The 20,347-nt window shown below is 40.7% G+C and carries 16 protein-coding genes, 1 tRNA gene and 2 pseudogenes; 7 read left to right on the top strand and 12 right to left on the bottom strand.

Annotation, left to right across the window (positions count from 1 at the left end):
- Nucleotides 1–3 precede the first annotated feature (3 nt).
- From FIU21_RS07525 to dnaN, 9 genes are all read right to left on the bottom strand, one after another.
- Entirely contained in the window at nt 4–1,815 is a 1,812-nt protein-coding gene (locus FIU21_RS07525) for a type VI secretion system Vgr family protein (RefSeq protein WP_172891350.1), read from the bottom strand.
- Between the two features lie 175 nt (nt 1,816–1,990).
- Complete coding sequence (tssD, locus tag FIU21_RS07520) at nt 1,991–2,389, bottom strand: type VI secretion system tube protein TssD (protein ID WP_004383461.1); 399 nt, start codon at nt 2,387–2,389, stop codon at nt 1,991–1,993.
- An 880-nt stretch (nt 2,390–3,269) separates the two neighbouring features.
- Nucleotides 3,270–3,344, bottom strand: a tRNA-Arg gene (locus FIU21_RS07515).
- Nucleotides 3,345–3,432: 88 nt separating this feature from the next.
- Nucleotides 3,433–5,121: a tetratricopeptide repeat protein gene (locus FIU21_RS07510; RefSeq protein WP_004360944.1), complete on the bottom strand. Its 1,689-nt coding sequence runs from the start codon at nt 5,119–5,121 to the stop codon at nt 3,433–3,435.
- A gap of 23 nt (nt 5,122–5,144) precedes the next feature.
- Nucleotides 5,145–6,815 carry a DNA repair protein RecN gene (gene recN, locus FIU21_RS07505; protein ID WP_004360943.1) on the bottom strand — a complete coding sequence of 557 codons (1,671 nt, stop codon included), beginning with the start codon at nt 6,813–6,815 and terminating at the stop codon, nt 5,145–5,147.
- 63 nt (nt 6,816–6,878) lie between these two features.
- Entirely contained in the window at nt 6,879–7,805 is a 927-nt protein-coding gene (gene porD, locus FIU21_RS07500; RefSeq protein ID WP_050759763.1) for a type IX secretion system protein PorD, read from the bottom strand.
- Complete coding sequence (coaBC, locus tag FIU21_RS07495; protein ID WP_004360939.1) at nt 7,741–8,952, bottom strand: bifunctional phosphopantothenoylcysteine decarboxylase/phosphopantothenate--cysteine ligase CoaBC; 1,212 nt, start codon at nt 8,950–8,952, stop codon at nt 7,741–7,743. Before coaBC ends, porD begins: the two co-directional genes overlap by 65 nt.
- A 4-nt stretch (nt 8,953–8,956) precedes the next feature.
- Nucleotides 8,957–9,811 (bottom strand): 3'-5' exonuclease, encoded by an 855-nt coding sequence (locus tag FIU21_RS07490; RefSeq protein WP_004360937.1) that lies wholly within the window; start codon nt 9,809–9,811, stop codon nt 8,957–8,959.
- Nucleotides 9,812–9,906: 95 nt separating this feature from the next.
- Nucleotides 9,907–11,031, bottom strand: a complete 1,125-nt coding sequence (dnaN, locus tag FIU21_RS07485) for a DNA polymerase III subunit beta (protein WP_004360935.1) — start codon at nt 11,029–11,031, stop codon at nt 9,907–9,909.
- A gap of 212 nt (nt 11,032–11,243) precedes the next feature.
- On the opposite strand from dnaN, the gene FIU21_RS07480 reads away from it, so the two are divergent.
- A complete protein-coding gene (locus tag FIU21_RS07480; protein WP_004360933.1) occupies nt 11,244–11,645 on the top strand; it encodes a DUF3127 domain-containing protein in 402 nt (133 codons plus the stop codon).
- 126 nt (nt 11,646–11,771) lie between these two features.
- Here the strand turns inward: FIU21_RS07480 and FIU21_RS13545 are convergent.
- Nucleotides 11,772–11,987, bottom strand: a pseudogene (locus FIU21_RS13545) (hypothetical protein).
- A 136-nt stretch (nt 11,988–12,123) separates the two neighbouring features.
- On the opposite strand from FIU21_RS13545, the gene FIU21_RS07475 reads away from it, so the two are divergent.
- The gene (locus tag FIU21_RS07475) at nt 12,124–13,356 is read left to right on the top strand and encodes an IS4 family transposase (RefSeq protein ID WP_172891309.1); all 1,233 of its coding nucleotides are present in this window, start codon (nt 12,124–12,126) and stop codon (nt 13,354–13,356) included.
- 96 nt (nt 13,357–13,452) lie between these two features.
- Here FIU21_RS07475 and FIU21_RS07470 read toward each other — a convergent pair.
- Nucleotides 13,453–14,352: pseudogene (locus FIU21_RS07470) on the bottom strand (IS1380 family transposase); the annotation flags it as partial.
- A gap of 158 nt (nt 14,353–14,510) precedes the next feature.
- Here FIU21_RS07470 and FIU21_RS07465 point away from each other — a divergent pair.
- From FIU21_RS07465 to FIU21_RS07445, 5 genes are read left to right on the top strand one after another with little or no spacing between them, the layout of a single operon-like run.
- On the top strand, nt 14,511–15,137 hold the full coding sequence (locus FIU21_RS07465) for a CDP-alcohol phosphatidyltransferase family protein (RefSeq protein WP_004360929.1): 627 nt from the start codon (nt 14,511–14,513) through the stop codon (nt 15,135–15,137).
- Between the two features lie 27 nt (nt 15,138–15,164).
- The gene (locus FIU21_RS07460) at nt 15,165–16,205 is read left to right on the top strand and encodes a patatin-like phospholipase family protein (protein WP_004360925.1); all 1,041 of its coding nucleotides are present in this window, start codon (nt 15,165–15,167) and stop codon (nt 16,203–16,205) included.
- Nucleotides 16,202–16,957, top strand: coding sequence for an SDR family NAD(P)-dependent oxidoreductase (locus FIU21_RS07455; protein WP_004360923.1), 756 nt, complete (start codon nt 16,202–16,204; stop codon nt 16,955–16,957). The genes FIU21_RS07460 and FIU21_RS07455 overlap by 4 nt, the downstream gene beginning before the upstream one ends.
- Nucleotides 16,939–18,231 carry a phosphatase gene (locus FIU21_RS07450; protein ID WP_036886654.1) on the top strand — a complete coding sequence of 431 codons (1,293 nt, stop codon included), beginning with the start codon at nt 16,939–16,941 and terminating at the stop codon, nt 18,229–18,231. The genes FIU21_RS07455 and FIU21_RS07450 overlap by 19 nt, the downstream gene beginning before the upstream one ends.
- Nucleotides 18,212–19,909, top strand: coding sequence for a bifunctional alpha/beta hydrolase/class I SAM-dependent methyltransferase (locus FIU21_RS07445; protein WP_004360920.1), 1,698 nt, complete (start codon nt 18,212–18,214; stop codon nt 19,907–19,909). Before FIU21_RS07450 ends, FIU21_RS07445 begins: the two co-directional genes overlap by 20 nt.
- A 20-nt stretch (nt 19,910–19,929) precedes the next feature.
- Here the strand turns inward: FIU21_RS07445 and FIU21_RS07440 are convergent, their stop codons facing one another.
- The gene (locus FIU21_RS07440) at nt 19,930–20,280 is read right to left on the bottom strand and encodes a DNA glycosylase AlkZ-like family protein (RefSeq protein WP_496109403.1); all 351 of its coding nucleotides are present in this window, start codon (nt 20,278–20,280) and stop codon (nt 19,930–19,932) included.
- Nucleotides 20,281–20,347 lie beyond the last annotated feature (67 nt).

Below are 20,347 nucleotides of genomic sequence, written 5' to 3'. Positions count from 1 at the left end.
CTATTAGTTTAGTTTTACTTTGCTTCCGCCTACAATCACCTCACTTGATGCAGTAACAGAGGTTGTTCCACCACTTGAACTTACACTAGTTTCACTGGATCCATCAATATATGTTTTCGAAGAACTTATATTAAGTTCTGTTGTTGACATACCAATACCAGTACTTGGAGTCTCACCTTCCCCCACGCCAGCTACAATACTTGATGTACCTGCTATGGAGACATCCGTGCCTCCAACTGATATCTCCTTACCGTTTATCTTTATTGTACCATCATTGTGTAACTCAATGGAAGCACTACCACAGGAGATGATTATTTTGTCAGACGAATCAAATGTGGCATTACCAGCACCGTCCATGTGAATGCTTGTTTTCCCAGGATCAGCTAATGTAACACTTCCTTTGGAATCATCAAGTTTCAAGGAACTACCGCTTCGAGTGGTAAGGCTCTTGCAGTTGTTACCCTGACCACCGCCACCACCTGTTGTTCCGTTAAAGAGACTACCCATAACGTATGGTCTTGCAGGGTCTCCATGACGGAAGCCGAGGAGGACTTGGTCGCCTACCTCTGGGATAAATACAAAACCACGGTTGCTCTTTACGTCCTTACTACTACCGCCATCTGGTGTCATTACACGCACCCAGCCTGTCTGCATACCATCCGTCTGCCAGTTCATTCGTACGCGCACACGACCCTTGCCCTGTGGGTCAGCATTACTAAGCACGGTTGCCATCTGTGTCTCTGCTAATGGCATACGTACCTTTGGACTTGGCAGTGCCTTTATTGTTGCAGGGATAGCCTTGAAGCGGTTTTTGTAGTAGCTGCCTTGGCTCACCTCATGGGTTATCTCGATAATGATAAAGTTACCCAAACTCTCTTTTGATATGTTTCCTACACGTTCCAAGAATGAGCTGTAGAGACTTACGACAGAACCGACACGCAGGGTAGGCACCTGACTCTCAGCCGTGATGTAATGTGTTTCTGCCGTCTCAGCCGCCTGCTTACGCCCCATGTAATTAATAAGTTCCGACTCATCGCTGATACGTGGCAGTGCATGCTGTCGTGCGGGTTTTGAGAACATACCTAATGATGCACGGAAAGCATCGCCCGCAAGTTTGTCATGACCATAGGCCAAGTCTGGTGTCATACGCTGCATCTCATGGTCAGCACCAGAGTGGTAAGAGAATACCTCCTCAGAGCGTGCGAGGGTCTGTAAACCAATGTCAAGTGAAGACAGTGTTGTTCCATATTCTAATCTTATAGGGTCAGCCAATTTCCTTGGTTTACCAAAGATGAGTTTAGTTCCATCGAAATACATCCACTCTTGATACTGATGAGCAAGACGACGGATAAAGTCGAAATCCGACTCTTCATACTGGCAGATAAAGTCTTTGGTTTCCTTGAATGCAGGATTCAACTCTAATTGCACCTTAGCTTGTTCGCACAGCTTTTTCACTACATCCCCAATGGTTCTATCATTCCATGAGAAGCAGCTATGTGCCGTTTCCAGTCTGTAAGTAGCAGAGTAGCCAGAAACGATGATACATCCAAAGTCACTTCCTTCTCTGTGTAATTGTACATTTGTCACCACACCAACAAAGATAGGAGTATTTGCAGCCTTCACAACGATGCTTTCTCCGAGCCATTCCTTGCTGCTATTGATATTATGTACATATCTATTACTACCCGTTTCCAATTCAACAGACATTTGGAATCGGTGGTGTTTACCTATGTTTTGTTCGATTTGTAGAGAAATAAAAGAAGAAAGAGACTTCTTTCCTACGCTGATAGTAATGGGGTTGAAAGGAATTGACATGGGTTGTTTGTTTTGAAGATTAAAAGCTAATTGGCTTATACGGCATTACATTTAGAATCTCAAGGGAAAGCAATCGGAGTATGTAGGATAGTAAAGTTCCCCCTCACTTGAGTAAGAAACGAAAAAGGACTATGCCAAGTACGAAAGCTCAGCATAGTCCAAATGTTTCCTAAACTTATGTGCGAGGCCAACGGTTGTCAAGCTCTGCATTACCCACGGTGATATTCTCAGCAGAGAAAGTCATAGCGATGGTCATAGGAGCCTCGTTGTTAACGTCGAGTGTCTCCTTGTAATGAACGATGTAAGCATTCTTGAAAGAAATCTCCTTCATCTTAGCATCCTCTTCGCTCTTCTTGTAAACGATCTTACCCTCAACAGGCTTGAACTGGCTGTTAAGCATAGCCTCGATAGTAGAAGTGTCATCAGTTGACTCGATAGTTACACTGATACGACCGCCAGAGATGCTTGATGCAGGCTGACCCTTCTTGTCAGTTGTACGGCTGAACTCGTAGTTAGAATAGAGTACGTCATACTCCTTACCACCTAATTCCAAAGTTGCTCTAAATGAACTCATAATTGATAATTTTTTAAGTTGTTAGAAAAAAAATGATAAACGAGGCACCCTTATCATCTCCTTAACCAGAAAACAAAAAAGAGAAAACCTCAACAACTTCTTGAAGTCCCCTCTGTACGGCTGTTAAACAGTCTTGCTCTTGAAAAGAAGAGGATGATTCACAATCTGTTGTTTTTAATAATGACAAAATTAGAAATATATTTTCATTACAACAAATATAAAAACAATATATAACAGATATTTAAGTTTTAATACAAGCAACGATTAAATTGAGTTGTAAATCGAGATTGTATCTATAACAGTGCTCAGTATAAAGCTTTATCATAAAGTAATATTTTACTCTAACAACATATTCCCTTGTCAAGAGTAAGACTAATGTATAATTTCTATAAGTTTATCGATTAAGAAACTCAATGGAAATGGAGAAGTAATTCTTTAGGAAAAGACATCTATAAGAACCTAAAAAGTACTTAACACCATTGGTGCTTACCCTTAGCACGACATGTGTTAAGGATAAGCACTTAGACTAAAGATAGTGAGAAAGGGATATAATGGAGTTATAATGAACATATTATGATACAAATGCCTAATCCTTATAAGAGATGTTTATCAGACAGCATCAATACAGCAATCGTTATTTTGGTATCACACAATTAATAAAAAAGTGGTATCACAAGTGGTATCACTATGGGTGCACGGGATAATTAAAGTACGTTATATATCGGTAAATAAAAGTAACTATCAGTCGGAAAACGCAAGATTAATGAAACAAATTTCTATCATTAACAATATTAACCCCTTAGCTCATTGCGATATAATACACTGATAATCAAAACAATAAGAGGAATATCCTTACGAATATTCCTCTTATAACATTCAGTGATTCCGTTGGGGTTCGAACCCAAGACCCACAGCTTAGAAGGCTGTTGCTCTAATCCAACTGAGCTACGGAACCATCATGTGGGTGCAAAGGTACAGATTTAATTCGATTCTACCAAATTCCATTCCCCCAAATTTCGTGACAATAAACTTATCTGGTAAATTTATTTATACTTCTGCAAGAAAGTATCAGCTTGTGTATTGCCAAGTTCCTTAGCCTTTTGAATATTCTTAAGACCTTCTTCCTTCTGTTTACTTTCACATTGTGCAATACCAAGAATAAGATGGGCATCAGGCTGAGAGCCGTCAAGTTGAATTGCCTGTTGAGCAGCACTGATAGCAGCATCAACTTTGTTTAGACGTAACAAAAGGCTACCTGCTTCTGTTGGGTATAAGGCTTCCTTAGGATCAAGTTGTGATGCAATAAGAATATCCTGCAAAGCTTGCTGCCACATACGTCCTTTCACCTCGCACTGTTCACGCATATAATAGAAAGCAGCACCAAGACGTCCTTGGTTAAAATATTCATATGTATAATAATCCTGTACAGCCTTTCTATATTCTCCCATCTTCTCTAATTGCTGACCACGTGTATAGAAATATGGTGCAGAAGTAGAAACATATGGTGTGTCGCAAAGTTCGATACTCTTATTAAGCAAATCGAGAATCTCCTGATCATTAGCTCCCAAATGCTGACGACTCTGTGCCATCTCTAAGTAAAGTTCTGGATTATTAAACTTAGTCTTTGTCAATGCTTCAAACTCAGTATAAGCTTTTGCATAATCGCCTTTCGCATAGATAATCTGTGCCTGAAGGTGACGATAAGCATCGTTTGCCTTAGTAGTTTCAGCCTTTTTGATCTCATCCAAAGCCTTATCCAATGTCCATCCCACAGACTTTGTCTTTTCTGCAAACTCTGGAATAAGCGCATTACGATAAATAAGACGAGCAAAGTTATAATGTGCTTCATCCTTTGCAGTCACCTTACTAATAGCTGTTTGCATTGTTTTATCCGCATTAGCAAAGTCACCTTTTGCAACTTGTATATTCGCTAAAGCATAATAACCATCATTTGCTTGTGGGAATTTTGTAATAAATTCGTTGACAATAGCTTCGTGTATATTAGTAGGTTTCTCAGAAGAGAGCATCAATGCAACAACAGCCTCCTCTACTGTGTTTGGTAAACCTATTCGAATATTGCTCTGTCGAAGAGTGATATCATTCTGTGAAAGTCCCTTAACAACAAAGTCCTTGGCATAGTTTACATCCGTTGAACTCTGTGATTCACCAGCAGAATTGAACAAACCGATAACCTGTCCTTTAACATTAAATACAGGAGCACCATTCAACTTGTCAGTAGCTGAAGATTTCAGAATCGTATAATTATACTTATCCATGAATTTTTCAACACTTGAAACATCAGCCTTCTCAGCATTACCACTCTTTGGCATTGGTGTAATCCATGCTTCATCACCTACAGAAACTGTTGTTGCCAAAGGAGCAGCAATAGTCTTACCGCTCACTTGAAACTTGACTATATCATAAATCTCATTGGCCCCAAGCAGGCACTCCACCTCGTGTTTCTGTCCTTTAGCATCAACAATAACAGCTTTATCTGCTCCTATAAAGGGTTTCCAAGGGCTTACAGCAACACCATCACCATCAGTACTAATACATACACCATTAGATGTTGCTAATATACTTCCATCTGCCTTAAAGGTTGTCAATGTAAAAGCTGCATCTGCAGCCTTCTTAACGGCACCAGGTTGAGCAAAAATGTTAGTAGAAGCACCCAATATGAGGGCAATGGTCAAAATTAAAGTTTTCAGTTTCATATTCATTATTTCTTTCATTGTATATTTTTAGTAAGGTATTACTATTTCTTCTTACTTAAATCTAATAGTTCTCGAGCATTCTGTAAAGCTGCATCAGAAACATCGGCACCCGAAAGCATCTGTGCTATCTCATTCACACGCTGCTCTTGAGTCAACTCACGCATGTGACTGCGTGTCCCTTCTGCAGTCTCCTCCTTCTCTACTTTATAGTGTGAAGTACCCAAAGCAGCAATCTGTGGAAGGTGTGTGATAGAGATAACTTGACGATTATTATTACCCATTTCTTGCATGATGAGTGCCATCTTCTGAGCAATTTTACCACTAACACCCGTATCAATCTCGTCAAAGATGATTGTTGGTAACTTCACGGCACCACTTACCATAGCCTTTAACGATAACATTACACGAGCAATCTCACCACCAGAAGCTACCTGTGCAACAGGTTCCATAGCCGTACTTGTATTGGCAGAGAAAAGAAATTGAATCTTATCTGCACCGTCCATTGTCAAAGGCTTTGGGGACAAATCAACCTTAAACCTAACATTCGGAATACCCAAAGGAATAAGTCGACTACTCATCTGTTCCTCAACAATCTTTGCAGCCTTACGTCTAAGTGTAGTCAACTTTTCTGCTTGCTTTTCACAAGTAGAAAGTTTTGTCTTTACTTCTTGCTCAAGTATTTCCTGTTCTTCATCACTATTATCAATATTCTTTAGCTGATTAGCAATGTTATCACGTATCTCGATGAGTTCTTTCTCTGTGGAAACATGATACTTCTGTTCAAGTGTATTCAGCAAGTCAAGTTGCTGGTTTATGCTATCCAGACGAGAGGGGTCAAAGTCGATATTCTCAACTTCACTACCAATCTCACCTGCAATATCTTTCAGTTCTATATGTACTGATGACAAACGCTGTATGAGTTCTTGTGCTTTAGGATATACTTTCTCTATATTTCCAAGACTATCCAGACTTTGTCCCAGCTTTCGAAGAACTCCGTTGTCATCATCACTCAACAGATTATCAGCCTCGTAGAAAGCTGTTTTGATATCTTCTGAATGAGAGAGCGTTTCACTTTCTTGCTCAAGTTCTTCTTGTCTGCCTTCAATTAGATTAGCATTGTCTAACTCATTGAACTGAAAACGCATGAATTCTTCATTTTCCTGTGCTTTAGAGATCTGCTCTCTCATGTCAGAAAGACGCCTTTCTGTTTCTTTATAGTCTTGGTATGCCGAACGATAAGCAGCCAGTTCTTTTGTGTCTTGAGCGATAATATCCACAACATTCAACTGGAAGTCATCCTTCTGTAACAAAAGATTCTGATGCTGTGAATGAATATCTATAAGTTGTTCACCCAATACACGCATCATTTGTAACGATACAGGTGTATCATTGATAAAGGCACGTGACTTTCCTGTAGCCGTTAGTTCACGGCGAACAATTGTATCTTCAGGTTCAAAATCAACATCTTGTTCCTCGAAGAAGGATTCAAACCCATAGTTAGAAAGGTCAAAATGTGCCTCAATCGTACATTTCTTTTCTCCTTGCTTTATCTGTTTGCTATCAGCCCTATTGCCCAATAACAAACCGATTGCCCCCAGGATAATACTCTTTCCCGCTCCCGTTTCACCAGTAATAACCGAGAAACCAGAATGAAAAGCAATATCCAGTTGATCAATCAACGTGTAGTTTTTAATATATAGATGTTTCAGCATATATTTGTCAATTATAATAATTGAAGTTAAGGCAGAGGATAACTGTTTCCTACAAAAAGATTACTATTGTTTTATTTTATCCCATGTAATATTCTGACTGGCATTGATACTAAAGAGGATATCGTAGACCAATTCCTTTTCTTTTTGTGTTCCTTTGCCTTTATATATATTAGCCAACTCGTCCTTCTTATAGTCTGTCCATATTTGTGGTAACATGCTTATTGGACGATTCTCATGTGCCTTCTTTAATCCATTCTCCAAAGCTGATGTGATATTTGTACGACCACGTTCTACATTGTTAGCCATTTCATCCAAACCTGTTCGGTAATAGTCGTACTGCAATTGACGAAAAGGTTTCATAGCACCATCAAGATAATCGTTGATAATAGCAAAGCGGTTGCGTGAATTATCAAAAGCTTTCCATCCCGTAAAGTTAAGATTCTGTGCATTATTCGTCAAAACCATGCAGCGTTGTAAGATATCTTCACCACCCATAGGAGAGAAAGAATCCAAATCTAACCCTATGATAAGATAAGCATAGTAAGCTATCAGAGCCGTTAGTTGGTTATCTATATTCTCCTCATTAAACTCAATCTGATCGAATTGAGCAAAGGTGAAGTTAAAGTCACCATCTTGATTATTATAGAGTGTAGAACTATAAGCAGCATTATAAACTGGGCGGTTTGCTTGTATCAAAGCAGAACAAGTAAAGAGGTTGCTACCTGGGTCATATTTGCTAACAGTAATATTAAAGTTGCAGTTTATACGTTCATTTCTTTGAAACTGATAATGAGTCCATTGCCGTGTATTAATAAACTGTTCTAAAGTCTGTTGTAGATTCTCAAAGACAGAAGCATCTGTACCCTGAATCTGATTATGATTCACGGTTACCTTTGCATTTAGCTCTTGTGCAGATAATTCTCCATTAGAGAATAGAAACAAGCTCGTCAATAATATCACGAGCCACTTCTGTCTTTGGTTTCTTAGCATAACTCTTCTTACCTTCTTTGTTGATAATCGTTATTTGGTTATCATCTGCTTGGAAAGTCGTACCAGGAATTCTCGTTGAGTTCAAAACAATGAAGTCAGCATTTTTCTTTTCCAACTTTCTTTGGGCATTGCTTTCTTCTTCATTTGTTTCTAATGCAAAAGCAACAATGCGTTGTCCTTCTCCTTTCATACTACCGATAGTTGCAGCAATATCCTGTGTTGGCTTCAGTTTTAAGAGTAGTTCATCACCCACTCGCTTAATCTTTTGCTCAGCAATCGTCTCTGGACGGAAGTCAGCAACAGCTGCACAAAGGATTACTGCATCACAATTAGGGAACTCCCCTACTGCAGCTTCATACATCTCCCTACAACTTTCAACATCAACTCGCTGAATACAATCAGAGCAAGTAAGGCTCACTGGACCAGCAACAAGCACAACCTTTGCACCACGTCGACTGCACTCTTCTGCCAAAGCAAACCCCATTTTACCAGATGAATAGTTTCCTATAAAACGTACTGGGTCAATCTTTTCGTATGTAGGACCAGCTGTTATAAGAATCTTTTTATCTTTTAAATCTTCTGTATAAGATGGCGACTCCGATGAAGTAGAGAAGAAATCCGCCAAAGCCTTAACAATATTCTCTGGTTCTTCCATTCTTCCCTTACCCTCCAAACCACTGGCAAGAAAACCGCTACCTGGCTCAATAATATGATTCCCGAAGCTACGTAACGTCTCAATATTCTTCTGTGTTGATGGGTGCTTATACATATCTAAGTCCATTGCAGGCGCAATGAAGACAGGTGCTTTCATTGAAAGATAAGTAGTAATAAGCATATTGTCAGCTACTCCATTTGCCATCTTACCCAGCGTAGCAGCTGTACAAGGAGCAATAACCATTGCATCCGCCCATAGTCCGAGGTCTACATGAGAGTTCCACATACCATCCTTTTGTGAGAAAAACTCACTTACAACAGGTTTATGTGTTAATGCAGACAATGTGATAGGAGTAATAAACTCCTTACCAGCAGGCGTAATAACCACCTGCACTTCTGCCCCACTCTTTATCAGCTCACGGATAATAAGACAACTCTTATATGCTGCAATAGAGCCTGTTATGCCTAAAACTATTTTCTTTCCTTTCAGCATTACCTTACTTATTATTAAACTCTCTCAGGCGAATACGTGTCAATACCTGCTTTGTATTATAAGTAAAATCACTTGCAAGCATCCAACTGTAATAACCTGGATCTTTACGCAGAACCTCTGCAACATCCCAACCTTTATACTTACCAAAGTTGAATACTTCATGACGGCGTGGCTTTCCTGTAGCATCCAACAATTGGTTACCATCCTTATCAGTCATGTCACGCCATACTATACGACCAGCGAAGTCTACAAAGTCATTCATACGAGAGAACTCTGCAAGTTCATCCATGTCGTTATTCAACACACGATCCTCTTCTTCCTGATTGCCGGGAGCATACATATCAAGTTCACCCTGTAGCACACGCCATGTAGCTTCAGTATCCTGATCCGCCTTATGTGCTTCAAAGTCGTCCTCCATCTTCCTACCACAGTAGAACTTATAGGCAGCAGCAAGATTACGACGCTCCATCTTATGATAGATATTCTGTGCATCAATCAGACGACACTTTGAGAAATCAAAGTCAACACCTGCACGCAGAAACTCTTCTGCCAACATTGGCACATCAAAACGATTAGAATTGTACCCAGCAAAGTCACAACCAGCAAACTTATCTGATAAATCCTTAGCCTTCTGCTTGAAGGTTGGCGCATCAGCCACATCAGCATCAGAAATACCAGTCAATAGCGTTACTTCTGCAGGTATTGGCTTTTCAGGATTAATAAATATATTTTCTCTTTCTTCCTTTCCATCAGGATGAACCTTGATAAAAGAAATTTGGATAATACGGTCGTTTACAAGGTCAAGCCCAGTCGTTTCCAAGTCGAAAACTATCAAAGGCTTTGTCAAATTCAGTTTCATACGTCTGTGTATAACCCTATATATAATCATAAAGGAGAATGGCTATATAGAAGATACACAGCCATCCTCCCGATAAAATCTATTTCACTTGTTTCTTAATCGTTCAACAGCATCGGCATAATCAGCATGAGAATATCCTCATTCTCTGGCTGAGTACCTGGCACGATTACACCAGCACGTGATGGATCAGCCAACTGAATGACAACATCATCACTTTCCAGGTTGTTCAATATGTCAAGCATGCTTGAGCCCTTGAAGCCAATGCTCATAGGGTTGCCACCATACTCACAGGTAACACTCTCCTTTGCACTTGTTGCAAAATCAATATCTTCAGCATTCAACTCTAACAAACCTGCTGACACATGGAAACGAATCAACTGTGAAGAATCACTTGCAAAAGGTAATACACGACGCAAAGCACCAATCAATGACTTACGATCAATCGTAACCTGATTAGGATTATCCTGTGGGATTACACTGTTATAATTAGGATATTTACCTTCTATCAAACGACATGCGAGGTTGCCTTCAGCAAAAGAAATCTCTGCAGAACGCTCATCGAAACGAATGATAACATCGCCACCATCCTTTGAAAGAACATTCTTCAACAATGAAGCTGGCTTCTTTGGAAGGACAAATGATGCAGGAGAATCACTCTTAATAGAGAAGATCTTGTTTCTTACAAGCTTATGACCATCACTGGCAACTATTGCTAACCCATCTTCCTTCAAATCGAAATAAACACCATTCATCACTGGGCGGAGCTCATCCTGTGCTGTTGCAAAGAGTGAACGTGTCAGACTATCTGATAACTTCTCAGCTTGAAGCGTAATTGTCGTTGCATTATCTGATACAGACTGCGCCTTTGGATACTCATCTGCACCAAGAATCGGGAAGTTATAAGAACCATTCTGATAGGTAACATAAATCTTCATTTCATCCAGATTAACATCCAATGTCAATGGTTGCTCTGGGAGTTCTTTCACAGCATCAAGAATCGTATGATTGTTCACTGCAAAATTGCCCTCGCCTTCACAACTCTCAAGATTCAATGTTCCGCGCATGACATTCTCACTATCTGAAGCAGTAATTGTAAGTTGACCATCATGAACTTCAAACAAGAAGCAATCCAAGATAGGCAGAGAATTCTTACTATTAATTACTCGAGAGAGAGTCAACAACCGGCTGCTCAATGCAGTGCTTGAAAGGTTAAATCTCATTAGTATCTTATTTTAGTTAATATTCTGTTACACTTATTATATATCCAGACGGCTGAAACAAGTCCATTACCATCTTTCAACTTCATCGTACAAAAATACAAAAAAGGGACGTGAAAAACAAAAATTAAGTATAAAAGTTTCGCTTTTTAGAACTATTTTAGTAATTTCGCAAACAGAATAAAGTATTAAAATAACCAAAACAAGTAAGATAAATGGATTTACAAGGAAAAGTAATTGCTGTTCTTCCTGCACGTGAGGGAACTTCAGCTCGAGGACCATGGAAGTCACAGGAGTATGTGATTGAGACACACGACCAGTACCCAAAGAAGATGGTTTTCAATGTTTTTGGTGCTGATAGAATTGAGCAATTCGCTATTAAGGCTGGTGATGAACTCAATGTAAGTTTTGACATTGATGCACATGAGTACAACGGCCGTTGGTTTAACAATATTCGTGCATGGAACGTTCAGCGTGTAGACGCTACAGCTGCTATGGCTGGTACGCCTGTTGCTGCCGCTCCAGTCACTCCTCAGCCAGCTCCTGCTGCGCCACAGGCTACTCCATTCCCTCCTGCACAGCCAGAGGAAAATTCTACAGATGACTTACCATTCTAATAGAATTACACTATTTTCCGATATAGATAAAGACAGGCTCTCTGATTTAGTAGAGTCTGTCTTTTTGTTTTAACAGATATTCTTATTACTAAAAATCTTAGCTTTATACCTTATTATATGGTGATACTATGAGTTGTAAACACAATGTCTATAAAAGCAAAACCTATTATCAAATTTATAGTACCTCAAATCCGCAACTAAGCCTTTCAACATCCTTATTGCATTTACACATCCTCTCATTACTGAATTTGCAGATAATTTGAAATTGAAACACCCACTTCTGCCTACAATATCCCCTTACCCCACAATGTGACTTGAGGCAATACGCAGCATTATTCCCAAATATTGGTGTCCGATAAAACTTTTTTTGCGTTCATATCTTTTTAATTCAGAATAATAAAAAAAACGGGCTGATTGTTTTGCACATTCAGCCCTTCTTATTTCCTTTGTAGTTGTCAAAATAAAACAATGAAATAAGATGAACAAAAGTACACATTTTATCGGACAGCCACTATATGTTCAACTGTTAAACTATTTTAATCGTGATAAAATTCTCTCTCTGAGCCAAGCTCAGGGAGGTGAACACTATATAAAGAAGTTTGATGCATGGCATCATCTTGTCGTCATGCTTTATGCAGTAATGATGCGTTTAGACTCTCTGCGTGAGATAAAGGCCTCTCTCTTTGCTAATGTTAATCGCTTTAATCATCTTGGTTTAAAGCATTTTCCTTGTCGAAGTACCTTGTCAGATGCAAACAAACGCCGAGATTCCGAGATATTCGGTTCGATCTATATGAACTTATATGAGAAATATCGCCATGAACTTTACTCGGACAGCCGAAATTGTGGACAGCCCAAATGGCTGAAGAATCTAAAGATAATAGATTCTACGACAATCAGTCTGTTTTCTAACCTGGTCTTTAAAGGAGTAGGACGTAATCCCAAAACTGGTAAGAAGAAGGGTGGAATAAAAGTACATACAGAGATATTTGCCAATGAGAATGTTCCAAGCGATATCAAGTTCACATCTGCAGCTAGTCATGATCAATTTGCACTTATCCCAGAACGATACGCCAATGAGGAACTGATTGCTTTTGACAGAGCCTATATAAACTATGAAAAGTTCTCTGAACTGACTCAAAGAGGCGTTATATATGTAACTAAGATGAAAAATAATCTTAGCTTTGAAAGGATTGCTGATACGGATTACCAGATGACTACAGATTATGGAGTTGTACGCGTAGAAACCATTCTCTTCCATAAGCATACAAAGGAAAAAGATATTTACCATAAAGCAAGAAAAATCACATATCAGGATAAGACCAAGAAAGGGAAAATCAGATTCATATCACTGCTGACCAATGATTTTCAGATGTCGGCAGAAGATATTATAGCTATCTATAAGAGACGATGGCAAATAGAAACCTTATTTAAACAAATAAAACAGAATTTCCCGCTAAGATACTTCTATGGAGAGAGTGCGAATGCTATAAAAATACAAATATGGATTACGCTTATAGCCAATCTGCTTATAACCCTAGTGAAGAACAAAATAAAGAGACCTTGGAGCTTCTCAGGCTTGGCAACAATGATAAGAATTTTACTTATGAGTTATGTCGCAATACAAAGTTTCTTTGAGCAGCCACATAGAGACTGGGATAGATTGATTACCCAAGTAAAAGCCCCACCAGAAGAGTTGTCATTATTCTAGGGGGCTTGGAATTTGAAATTAGAACTAATCATGCCTATTTCAGCAGGATTGAGAGAGGATATTGCAGTATATGGAGGTTTTATCGGACAGCAATAATTCCCAAAAATCCTGCATACCATCCATCCGTTTCTGTCTTTGAATCACAAGTCGGTATGCTTTACCCTTCCACTTCTCAACAAGGATAGAGTTCAATTCAAACTCAATGCTATTGATTTCCTCTGTTTTCCAGCCTTTGAGAGCAAAGGTGTCATTGTAGATCGAACTGCAGCGGTTAGCACGGATATAGAAGGACTTGCTGTGTTTTTCTATTTCCTCCACGATTTCCTTGGAGCATGCTCCACAATCAGTTCTGAAGCGATTGATAATGAGCCCATTCTGTTCAAATCTCTCAAAGAACCTCTTCTGCGTGTTCTTCTGATGGAAACGAACATTTGTGTTACCATTGCTATTCTCTATACCGACTATCAAATCACCAATAACCGACACGCCAGGGCGATAACCAAAGAACTTCTTGTATGTAGGCTTTGCATCATACTTCTCTATCTCTATGATCTGATGGTCGAAATCAACATCATACATCTCACTCCCTTTCAGTTGGCCAGATGCAAATATACAATTGAGCAATAAAGTATTGAGAGTGTCAGCCGTATTGAAATCGTAGGTCTTGCCCATATCTGATGTGTATGAAATGTTTTCTTGCGTCAACTCCTTTATCGCTCTGAGGATAGTATCAGAGCTACAAGTGCGAAGTGTCAGATGAAGCGAGAGGTGGTTCATCAAATGAGTAGTGACATCCTGGGGTACATGATCCGCCACAGAAGTAGATACTCATGAGAGAACGAATGATTTCGCTGTACTGATAACCGAACGATCTACACCTTAGACCGAGGGTTGAGTCGATTACAGATGATAATGTGTGGAGTCAAATTGCTCCATGATTGAAAATAACACCCCAAAAGGAGTGAGTCTCTCAGATTTAATTTGTATCTTTGCCATGTCCATCGTCGGATTCTCTTGTTTTTTTGCAACACTAAGATAAGTGAAAACTCTGACATGGCAAAATCCTGAGCAACTTTTTGTTGCTCTGGTACTTAAAAAGTTTAATTTATAATAGTGTTGCGGAATTAAGAATGTTCATGTAAAACAAAGTACTTATGATATCTGTCTATTCCATCAAACCGCAGTTTCAACGGGTGTTAACGCCTATTTTAGAGTTGTTGCATCGTGCAAAAGTTACTGCCAACCAAATCACCTTGTGGGCTTGTGTCCTCTCACTTGTCATCGGCATTTTGTTTTGGTTTGCGGGCGATGTGGGTACATGGCTCTACCTTTGCCTGCCTGTGGGACTGCTGATACGTATGGCCCTGAATGCCTTAGACGGCATGATGGCTCGTCGTTACAATCAAATAACCCGAAAGGGAGAGCTGTTAAACGAAGTGGGTGATGTCGTTTCGGACACCATTATTTATTTTCCGCTGTTGAAGTATCATCCCGAAAGTCTTTATTTTATTGTGGCTTTCATTGCCCTCAGCATTATTAATGAATACGCAGGAGTGATGGGAAAGGTGCTGTCGGCAGAACGACGGTATGATGGTCCGATGGGCAAGAGCGACCGTGCTTTCGTTCTCGGCCTCTACGGGGTGGTCTGTTTGTTTGGTATAAACCTTTCAGGATATTCCGTTTACATCTTTGGGGTTATCGATTTGTTGCTTGTACTCAGCACGTGGATTAGGATAAAGAAGACGTTAAAAGTAACCAGGAATTCGCAAACGCCTGAGTAAACCGATGGTATTGATAAGCAGTGGAGTATGAAAAAGAAACCTTATCCAACGGTTGCGGTTTTTTCTGGCGGTGGTACACGTTATGCTTTGTATCTCGGCATGTATGCGGCGATGCAACATTATGGTGTAAAGCCCGACCTGCTGATTGCCGCTTGCGGTGGCAGTATCGCTGCCAACATCATCAACTCGTTTGCTACCGACGAGCAGCGAAAGGCCTTTATACAGTCGGAAGAGCTGTATCGCTTTGTGCAAAACACCCGAATGACACGTTTCAAAATGCTGTATAAGATAGGTGTCTATTGCCAGCGCAAGGTGCGAAACACATTCTATGCTCCTTATATAGAAAATATTTTCGATAAATTTATCGTAGACATGCCCACCGACATACGCCCGCTTTTGCCCTCGTTGGCTGTTCGACCAACCCTTCCCACCATCGTAGTAGGTGCCCGATTGTTGTTTGACAGGGCTGACATCGGTAAAGAAAGAAACGGAAGAAAACTTTATCGGAAGGTGCTTTTTACCGATGCCGAGACAGCTAGAAACATCGATTTGCTGGCTGTTAACTGCAATTTTAAAAGCTATGAGGGTAGTGCCATCGACTCGCAAGTTGAGCTGTTTCAAGATGTTCCCTTACCCATTGCCACCCGAATATCTGTTTCGGATATGTTCTACGTTCAGCCCGTGCATTACAAAGGTGCCTATTTTGCGGGCGGAATTATTGATTTGATGCCCATAGAACTGGCCGAACAACTTGGCGAAACAATTATCTTTGAGAAGAAAAAGGGGTTTGGCACCATCGACGAGGCACTTATTAGAGCCGTATTTGGATATAGTGGAAACCGCCGATTGCAAGAAGTGATGACGCATTCGGTGAACTATTGGGTAGACACGGCCGACATGAACCAGGCACTTTCGGGCCATTACATCGAAAAAAACATCAATCTTCTGAAGCTCCAGGTAGAACTGAAACTGCCCAAAACCTATGCTCAGTTTGTAAAAGATATGAACTTTCAATGGCAATACGGATACGATAGGGTTGCCCAACATTTTAAAAACAAACAGGTATGAACATCTTTATTACGGGCGGAACATCGGGTATCGGCTTGGCCTTGGCGCGGTTTTATGCTGCCAAAGGCCATCGGGTGGGGGTGTGCGGACGAAATACGGCACGAATAGACAGGAGTGATGAGGTTAACAAACTGTTGCTTGCATACCAGCTGGATGTGTGTGATAAGGACGCATTAACCGTTGCCGTAGAAGTGTTTTGTGCCGATAAGGGGTTGGACATGATGATTGTTGCTGCTGGATATTACCGTAACGGCGTTACTGAAGAAGTGGATTTTGAGCAGACTTCACAAATGTTGAAGGTTAATATCGCGGGTGCATTGAATGCGATGGAAGTGGCACGAGAAGCAATGAATGCATCCGGCGGACATTTGGTAGTGATTGCTTCGGTGGCAGGATTGTTGCATTATCCGTGCGCAAGCGTATATGCCAAGTGCAAAAGAGCATTGATACAGATAGCCGATGCTTATCGCCGAAGTTTTGCCGACTATCAAATAACGGTTACAACACTTGTTCCGGGCTACATAGACACGCCACGATTGAGAGAGATATACCGTAATAACCTTTCCAAATGTCCGTTCTGCATGCCCTTAAATCGGGCTGTTGAAACAATGACAAAAGCCATAGCGCAGCGCAAAGAACAGGTGGTGTTTCCGCCAAAAATGCGCCTTTCCATCGCTTTTCTTTCGCTTTTACCCACTTGTTTGTTATCGGCTTTTATGCACCGAAAGACATTATGGAGCATTCCCAAATAAACAACAAAACTGTATGGACGTGTAAGCGGCCCTTGCCAAACGGTTTGATGCAGCGTTGCGGTATAGATAACAAATGCTTGCAAGTAAGCAAATACATCGCCCTTGTTATTTGTTGGGGTGTATTCTATGCTGTTTATACTTTTGCTGCAAGCTATGCGGCATCGCTTAAAGAGGTGTCTTCGCTTTGCTTTTCGTTTGAAAAAGCCATACCGTTTGTACCTTTTGCCATCTATTTTTATAGCAGTAGTGTGGTGTTTTTTATATGGGTTTTCTTCCTCTGCAATACTTTTCGGCAGCTGTCGACATTAAGTAAACGCATCGTTTTTATAACCGTTTTATCGGGAATTTGTTTTATTATCTTTCCGTTAAAACAAAGTTTTGTACGTCCGGAAACAGCCCATATCTTGTTTTCTTTCATCAATACGTACGATACACCTTTTAATCAGGTCCCGTCTTTACATATAGGTTATGCCTGCATCTTTTGGAGTGGGGTGCGAAATAGCAGGTTCAGAAACTTACTGAGAATGTGGTTGGTGTTGTTAATGCTGTCTACCCTTTTGGTGTATCAGCACCATTTCATCGATATTACTACCGGTTTGATGGCAGGTTTTCTGACGTTATGGATGTTTCCTTACCGTAAAAAGCGCAACCAACAAATAGCAACGGTTTACTTTTTTGTTGCCGCTGTGGGGTTGACGGCGTTATTGTTTGCCATCGAACATTCGGTTTTAGGAAGTATTTTTTTATTGTGGGGCATACTCGTCTTGCTTTTATTGGGCCGTGCTTATTATCGCTCTAATCGACATTTTCTTAAAGACGACCACGGTTGCATCGGTTTTTTGCGTTATATTTTCTATTTTCCCTATATCGCAGTGTATCGCATATTGTGGGTGTTTTCTCGTCAGGCACCTGTAGAAATTGCACCCAACATCTTCGTTGGAGGCTTGCTTTCATGCCGTTCTGCTCGGAAATTCGCCATGTTGGGAGAGGTTTCGGTGTTCGACCTTTCAGCCGAATTACCCGAAAACGCCTACTTTCGCACATCGGCAGATTACCATTGCTTTCCGCTTTTGGATATTGCCACTATCCCCAAAGCCTGTGAGGAGCGTATTGTAAATACGGTTTTAGAGAAGATGAAAGCCGAAGATGTGCCTCGAAAGCTATATATTCATTGTGCAATGGGCCGTTTTCGGAGTCGCCGAATAGGTGAAACGGTGCAGTTAATGATAAGTAAAAATTTAACCAAAGATAAAAATGGAAACAGGAACATTTAAGAGTTTTGACAACGCAGATATTTTTTATAGGGTGTGGAATTACAACCCTTCGCAGAAAACCATTGTGATATTGCATCGCGGGCACGAACATTCGGGACGTTTGCAAGCCTTTGCCGAGAACGAGCAATTTGTGCATTTCAACATCTTTGGCTTTGATATGCGTGGACTGGGGCATACTTCGCAATCCGTTTCGCCCCATTTTATGGACTATGTACGCGACTTGGATGCTTTCGTAAAATACCTCTATGAGCAGTATGGAATTGTTGAGAGAGACATCTTTGTGGTGGCTAACAGCATTGCAGGTGTAATTGTTTCGGCGTGGTGTCACGACTTTGCGCCCCGTATTGCTGGTATGGCACTTCTTGCTCCTGCGTTTACCATTAAGTTATATGTGCCTTTTGCAAAGACGGGAATTGCGTTGGCAGCGCGGCTCTTCAAACACCTAACAGTGCCCAGTTATGTAAAATCGAAGGTGTTGACACATGATGTGGAACAGCAAAAGGCGTACGACACCGACCCGCTAATTACTAGAGAAATTGATGCGCACTATCTCTTGGATTTGCTGAAAGCAGGAAAGCGTATAGTAGAAGATGCTGCTGCCATAACCATACCGACGCTATTGCTCTCTGCCGGTAAAGACTACGTGGTGAAAGACGATATGCAAAAGCGGTTTTTTGTTGACATCAGCTCCACCCAAAAGCGGTTTGTCAAGCTTAAAGGGTTTTATCACGGGCTATTGTTTGAAACGCAACGTGAGCAGGTTTACAATCCTATTGCTGAGTTTATTAACCGCTGTTTCTCACTCGAACAACCGCCGGCGACCTGTATGCCTGATAAATTTACAGTTGACGAGTATAACAAAATGACTTTGAATATGCTTCCCCGAATTGAACGTTGGGGCTTTCGGATGCAGAAATGGATGCTCCATCACTTGGGATTTCTTAGTAAAGGAATGCGTGTGGGACTAAAATATGGTTTTGATTCGGGTATGTCTCTGGATTATGTTTATCGCAACCAAGCACAGGGATGCGGACCAATTGGGCGATGGATAGACAAAGGCTATCTTAACGCCATTGGTTGGCGAGGAGTAAGAATACGACGAGAGCATCTCATCGCAGCCGTAGAAGAGCGTATTGAAACGTTTAAACAGCGCAATGAACCCGTGAAAATACTCGATATTGCCGGTGGGACGGGTAATTATTTGTTCGACATCAAACGCAAGTTTCCGGAAATAGAAGTGGTTATAAACGACTTTTCGGAAGCAAATATTGCTTTCGGCGAGGCACAGATACAACAGCAAGGACTTCAAAATATACGGTTTACTCGTCTTGATTGTTTTAATAAAGACTCATATCGACAGCTGAATTTTGAACCTAATATTGTTATTATTTCTGGTATATTTGAGCTGTTTGGTGATAACGAGCTTGTTTGTAAGGCCATCTCTGGTGCTTTATCCGCACTGCAACCGGGCGGCTTTTTGGTCTATACTGGTCAGCCTTGGCACCCTCAGTTAAAAATGATTGCTTTCGTATTAAACAACCATCAAGAGCGTGATTGGATTATGCGGCGGCGTTCGCAACGCGAACTAGACAGTCTTTTCGCCTTTTATGGCTTAACCAAATATGGCATGAAACTCGATAACTTCGGTATCTTTACCGTTAGTTATGGAACGAAATAAGTTGCAAACGGGCTTTTTCTTCAGCCGCAGACAAATTTGTTGGGGGCGTTGTTATCAAAGTAAGACGTGTTGATGGAGATGTTTCGGCGTGTCAAAGTCATTTTCCAATTACCCGTCGCCCTACCATTTTGTAGGATAAGGGGAAAGAAAACACCGTTAGTAAATGCTTTGCTGTTGTGAGAAGCTTGCAAAACATCGCCGCGATACTTGTAGGCAATGATGTATTCGTCGTAAGCAGACAGAAAGATAAATCTTTCTTTCTCTTTGATGTCGATTGAAGAAGATTCGTGCAGCAGATAAGTTTTATCGTTGAAAACGACCTTTTGAAACTCTTTTTCAATAATTTCAACGCCCAATCGCGCCTCTTTCACTGACAATCCCGATCACCAACAAAAGTCGTCTAACGTTGCTGGGGCATGACTTCTAAAGTAATTGCGT

Source organism: Prevotella melaninogenica (assembly GCF_013267595.1).
Classification (GTDB): Bacteria; Bacteroidota; Bacteroidia; order Bacteroidales; family Bacteroidaceae; genus Prevotella; species Prevotella melaninogenica_D.
Note: the sequence above shows the minus strand (reverse complement) of the source record. Positions and strands in the feature narration are given on the sequence as shown.

What these genes read in the sequence shown, in the direction of transcription:
- FIU21_RS07460 (WP_004360925.1), top strand. Translation starts at nt 15,165, where the DNA reads ATGAAAAAGAAACCTTATCCAACGGTTGCGGTTTTTTCTGGCGGTGGT.
- FIU21_RS07465 (WP_004360929.1), top strand. Translation starts at nt 14,511, where the DNA reads ATGATATCTGTCTATTCCATCAAACCGCAGTTTCAACGGGTGTTAACG.
- coaBC (WP_004360939.1), bottom strand. Translation starts at nt 8,952, where the DNA reads ATGCTGAAAGGAAAGAAAATAGTTTTAGGCATAACAGGCTCTATTGCA.
- recN (WP_004360943.1), bottom strand. Translation starts at nt 6,815, where the DNA reads ATGCTGAAACATCTATATATTAAAAACTACACGTTGATTGATCAACTG.
- dnaN (WP_004360935.1), bottom strand. Translation starts at nt 11,031, where the DNA reads ATGAGATTTAACCTTTCAAGCACTGCATTGAGCAGCCGGTTGTTGACT.
- FIU21_RS07455 (WP_004360923.1), top strand. Translation starts at nt 16,202, where the DNA reads ATGAACATCTTTATTACGGGCGGAACATCGGGTATCGGCTTGGCCTTG.
- porD (WP_050759763.1), bottom strand. Translation starts at nt 7,805, where the DNA reads ATGCTAAGAAACCAAAGACAGAAGTGGCTCGTGATATTATTGACGAGC.
- tssD (WP_004383461.1), bottom strand. Translation starts at nt 2,389, where the DNA reads ATGAGTTCATTTAGAGCAACTTTGGAATTAGGTGGTAAGGAGTATGAC.
- FIU21_RS07445 (WP_004360920.1), top strand. Translation starts at nt 18,212, where the DNA reads ATGGAAACAGGAACATTTAAGAGTTTTGACAACGCAGATATTTTTTAT.
- FIU21_RS07475 (WP_172891309.1), top strand. Translation starts at nt 12,124, where the DNA reads ATGAACAAAAGTACACATTTTATCGGACAGCCACTATATGTTCAACTG.
- FIU21_RS07450 (WP_036886654.1), top strand. Translation starts at nt 16,939, where the DNA reads ATGGAGCATTCCCAAATAAACAACAAAACTGTATGGACGTGTAAGCGG.
- FIU21_RS07525 (WP_172891350.1), bottom strand. Translation starts at nt 1,815, where the DNA reads ATGTCAATTCCTTTCAACCCCATTACTATCAGCGTAGGAAAGAAGTCT.
- FIU21_RS07490 (WP_004360937.1), bottom strand. Translation starts at nt 9,811, where the DNA reads ATGAAACTGAATTTGACAAAGCCTTTGATAGTTTTCGACTTGGAAACG.
- FIU21_RS07510 (WP_004360944.1), bottom strand. Translation starts at nt 5,121, where the DNA reads ATGAAAGAAATAATGAATATGAAACTGAAAACTTTAATTTTGACCATT.
- FIU21_RS07480 (WP_004360933.1), top strand. Translation starts at nt 11,244, where the DNA reads ATGGATTTACAAGGAAAAGTAATTGCTGTTCTTCCTGCACGTGAGGGA.